Genomic DNA, 3,899 nt, shown 5'->3' with positions numbered 1-3,899 from the left:
ACCCCGCGGCGCCTGGGGGGGGGCGCGGGCGCTCCACCCCGCCCCCGGGCCCCCCCGCCAACCCCCCCCGCCCGGCTTGCGCCCCCAAGGCCGCGGGCCGATGGGGGCCCGGGGGCGCAGCCCCGGTTCCGGGAAGGGGCGGGGCTGGGGAAAATCCACCCTCCTTCCACGAGATGTGGCGCGACCTCACCCCCCTCGGCCGCCACGCGGCCACCGGCGGCTACCGCCGTCACGCCTGGACCCCCGCCGACGCCGACTGCCGCGCCTGGTTCGCGGCGCAGGCCGCGTCCCGCGGCCTCGCCTACGAGCTGGACCGCAACGGCAACCAGTGGGCCTGGCTCGGCGACCCGGCCGCGGGCGACGCCGTCGTCACCGGCTCGCACCTGGACTCCGTCCCCGACGGCGGGGCCTTCGACGGGCCGCTCGGCGTCGTCTCCTCCTTCGCCGCGCTCGACGAGCTCCGCCGGAGGGGGGCGGAGTTCGAAAAGCCCCTGGCCATCGTGAACTTCGGCGACGAGGAGGGGGCCCGCTTCGGGCTCGCCTGCGTCGGCTCCCGGCTGGCCGCCGGGCAGCTCACGGCGGAGCAGGCGCGCGAGCTGCGCGACGGGGACGGCGTGTCGCTGCCCGAGGCCATGGAGCGCGCCGGGTACGACCCGGAGGCCATCGGCCCCGACCCCGAGCGGCTCGCGCGGATCGGCGCGTTCGTGGAGCTCCACGTCGAACAGGGCCGGGCGCTGGACCTCTCCGGCGACGCGGTGGGCATCGCCTCCGCGATCTGGCCGCATGGCCGCTGGCGGTTCGACTTCCGGGGCGAGGCCAACCACGCGGGCACCACCCGCCTCGAAGACCGCCGCGACCCGATGCTGACCTACGCCAACACCGTCCTCGCGGCCCGCAAGAAGGCCAGGCTCGCGGGGGCGCTCGCCACCTTCGGCAAGGTCGCCGTCGAGCCCAACGGCGTCAACGCCATCCCCTCCCTGGTGCGCGGCTGGCTCGACTCGCGCGCCGCCGACCAGGAGACCCTGGACCGTGTCGTCGCCGAGATCGAGCAGGCCGCCGCCGAGCGCGGCGCGCGCGACGGCGTGGACGTCGCGGTGGTCCGGGAGTCGTTCACCCCGGTCGTCGAGTTCGGCCACGCGCTCCGCGACGAACTGGGCGCCCTCCTCGGCGGCGCGGCCCCGGTCCTCGCGACCGGCGCGGGCCACGACGCGGGCATTTTGTCCGGTACGGTCCCCACCGCCATGCTGTTCGTACGGAACCCCACCGGCATCTCGCACTCACCGGCCGAATCCGCCGCCGAGGACGACTGCCTGGCCGGGGTCGCCGCACTCGCCGACGTAGTGGAGGGCCTCGCGTGCAGGTGACGTACTGGGCGGAGCACGCCTGGCTGGGGACCAACGTCGAACCGGGCGTGTCGATAGAGACCGCCGAGGGCCGCATCACGGCCGTACGGACCGGGGCCGACGCCCCGCCGCCCGGCGCGGTCGTGCTGCGCGGCCTCACCCTCCCCGGCCTCGCCAACGCCCACAGCCACGCCTTCCACCGCGCCCTGCGCTCCACCGTCCAGGTCGGCAGCGGCACGTTCTGGACCTGGCGCGAGGTCATGTACCAGGTGGCCGCCCGGCTCACCCCGGACACGTACTACGCCCTCGCGCGCGCCGTCTACGCCGAGATGGCGCTCGCCGGGATCTCCTGCGTCGGCGAGTTCCACTACCTGCACCACGCGCCCGGCGGCGCCCGCTACGACGAGCCCAACGCGATGGGCGAGGCGCTGATCGCCGCCGCCGCCGAGGCCGGCATCCGCATCACCCTCCTCGACACCGCCTACCTCTCCTCCGGGTTCGGCGAACCGCCCAACCGCCACCAGCTGCGGTTCAGCGACGGCGCCGCCGACGCCTGGGCCGAGCGCGCCGCCGCCCTCAAGGCCCCCGGCCACGCCCGGATCGGCGCGGCCGTCCACTCCGTACGGGCCGTGCCCGCCGCCGAGCTGCGGACCGTCGCCGACTGGGCGGCCGAACGCTCCGCGCCGCTGCACGTCCACCTCTCCGAGCAGACCGCCGAGAACGACGCCTGCGCACGGGCCCACGGCGTCACCCCGACGCGGCTCCTCGCGGACCACGGCGTGCTCGGGCCCCGTACGACCGCCGTGCACGCCACGCACCTGAGTGACGCGGACATCGCCCTCCTCGGCGACAGCCGCACCGGCACCTGCATGTGCCCCACCACCGAACGCGACCTCGCCGACGGCATCGGCCCCGCCGCCCGGCTCCAGCGGGCCGGCTCCCCGCTCTCGCTGGGCAGCGACAGCCACGCCGTCATCGACATCTTCGAAGAGGCCCGCGCCATGGAGCTCGACGAGCGGCTGCGCACCCGCGCCCGCGGGCACTGGACGGCCGCCGCGCTGCTGCGCGCCGCCACCGCGGACGGCCACGCGGCCCTCGGCTGGGACGACGCGGGCGAGATCGCCGCCGGGTCGCTCGCGGATCTGACGACCATCGCGCTCGACACCGTACGCACCGCCGGCCCGGTGCCCCGGCTCGGCGCGGAGACCGCCGTGTTCGCCGCGACCGGCGCCGACGTCCGCCATACGGTGGTCGGCGGCCGGCACGTCGTACGGGACGGGGAGCACACCCTCGTACCGGACGTCCCCGCGGCCCTCGCCCAGGCCATCGCGGCGCTGCGCCCACCCCACGGAGAGGACTCATGACACCCCCCGCGTCCACCCTCATCACCGGCATCGGCAGCCTCGTCACCAACGACCCCGCCCTCGGCCGGGGCCCGCTCGGGCTGATCGAGGAGGCCGCCGTCGTCATCGCGGACGGCCGCTTCGCCTGGGTCGGCCCCGCCGCCGACGCGCCCGCCGCCGACGCCGTCCACGACGCGGGCGGCCGCGCCGCGATCCCCGGCTTCGTGGACTCCCACTCCCACCTGGTCTTCGCGGGCGACCGGACCGCCGAGTTCAACGCCCGGATGTCCGGACGGAGTTACAGCGCCGGAGGCATCCGCACGACCGTCGCCGCCACTCGCGCGGCCACCGACGCGGAGCTGGAGGCGGGGCTCGCGCACTATCTGCGCGAGGCGCTGCTCCAGGGCACCACGACCATCGAGACCAAGTCGGGCTACGGCCTCAATATCGAGGACGAGGCCCGCGCGCTGCGCATCGCCGCCGCCCACACCGACGAGGTCACCTTCCTCGGCGCGCACATCGTCTCCCCGGACTACGCGGACGACCCGGCCGGGTACGTGGACCTGGTCACCGGGCCGATGCTGGACGCCTGCGCACCGCATGCCCGCTGGATCGACGTGTTCTGCGAGAAGGGCGCCTTCGACGCGGAGCAGTCCCGCGCGATCCTCACCGCGGGCCGGGAGAAGGGGCTCGGCGTGCGCGTCCACGCCAACCAGCTCTCCCACGGGCCGGGCGTGCGGCTCGCCGTGGAGCTCGGCGCGGCCTCCGCCGACCACTGCACCCACCTGGACGCCGCGGATCTCGACGCGCTCGCCAGCAGCGACACCGTGGCGACGCTGCTGCCGGGCGCGGAGTTCTCCACCCGCGCCAAGTGGCCCGACGCCCGCCGCATCCTCGACGCGGGCGCGACCGTGGCGCTGTCCACGGACTGCAATCCGGGCTCGTCCTTCACCAGCTCCATGCCGTTCTGCATCGCGCTGGCCGTCCGCGACATGGGCATGTCCCCCGACGAGGCCATGTGGTCGGCCACCGCGGGCGGCGCCCGCGCGCTGCGCCGCACCGACGTCGGCGCCGTCACCGTGGGCGCGTCCGCCGACCTCGCGCTCCTCGACGCGCCGAGCCACGTCCACCTCGCCTACCGGCCGGGCGTCCCGCTGGTCTCGGCGGTGTGGCAGGACGGGAAGCGGGCAGGGTAACGGACGGAAGTACGGGC

At 76.1% G+C, this 3,899-nt stretch carries 3 protein-coding genes; all 3 read left to right on the top strand.

The genetic code is table 11. The annotated features are described in order from the left end of the window. Positions 1 to 173 precede the first annotated feature (173 nt). From ACFU99_RS23995 to hutI, 3 genes are read left to right on the top strand one after another with little or no spacing between them, the layout of a single operon-like run. Positions 174 to 1,364, top strand: coding sequence for an allantoate amidohydrolase (locus tag ACFU99_RS23995; protein WP_384395203.1), 1,191 nt, complete (start codon positions 174 to 176; stop codon positions 1,362 to 1,364). Then, the gene (locus tag ACFU99_RS23990) at positions 1,355 to 2,707 is read left to right on the top strand and encodes a formimidoylglutamate deiminase (RefSeq protein WP_384395201.1); all 1,353 of its coding nucleotides are present in this window, start codon (positions 1,355 to 1,357) and stop codon (positions 2,705 to 2,707) included. The genes ACFU99_RS23995 and ACFU99_RS23990 overlap by 10 nt, the downstream gene beginning before the upstream one ends. Next, complete coding sequence (gene hutI, locus ACFU99_RS23985; protein ID WP_384395199.1) at positions 2,704 to 3,882, top strand: imidazolonepropionase; 1,179 nt, start codon at positions 2,704 to 2,706, stop codon at positions 3,880 to 3,882. Before ACFU99_RS23990 ends, hutI begins: the two co-directional genes overlap by 4 nt. Positions 3,883 to 3,899 lie beyond the last annotated feature (17 nt).

Source organism: Streptomyces sp. NPDC057654 (assembly GCF_042800135.1).
Classification (GTDB): Bacteria; Actinomycetota; Actinomycetes; order Streptomycetales; family Streptomycetaceae; genus Streptomyces.
This window is presented reverse-complemented; position numbering and strand designations above follow the sequence as displayed.

What these genes read in the sequence shown, in the direction of transcription:
- ACFU99_RS23995 (WP_384395203.1), top strand. Translation starts at nt 174, where the DNA reads ATGTGGCGCGACCTCACCCCCCTCGGCCGCCACGCGGCCACCGGCGGC.
- hutI (WP_384395199.1), top strand. Translation starts at nt 2,704, where the DNA reads ATGACACCCCCCGCGTCCACCCTCATCACCGGCATCGGCAGCCTCGTC.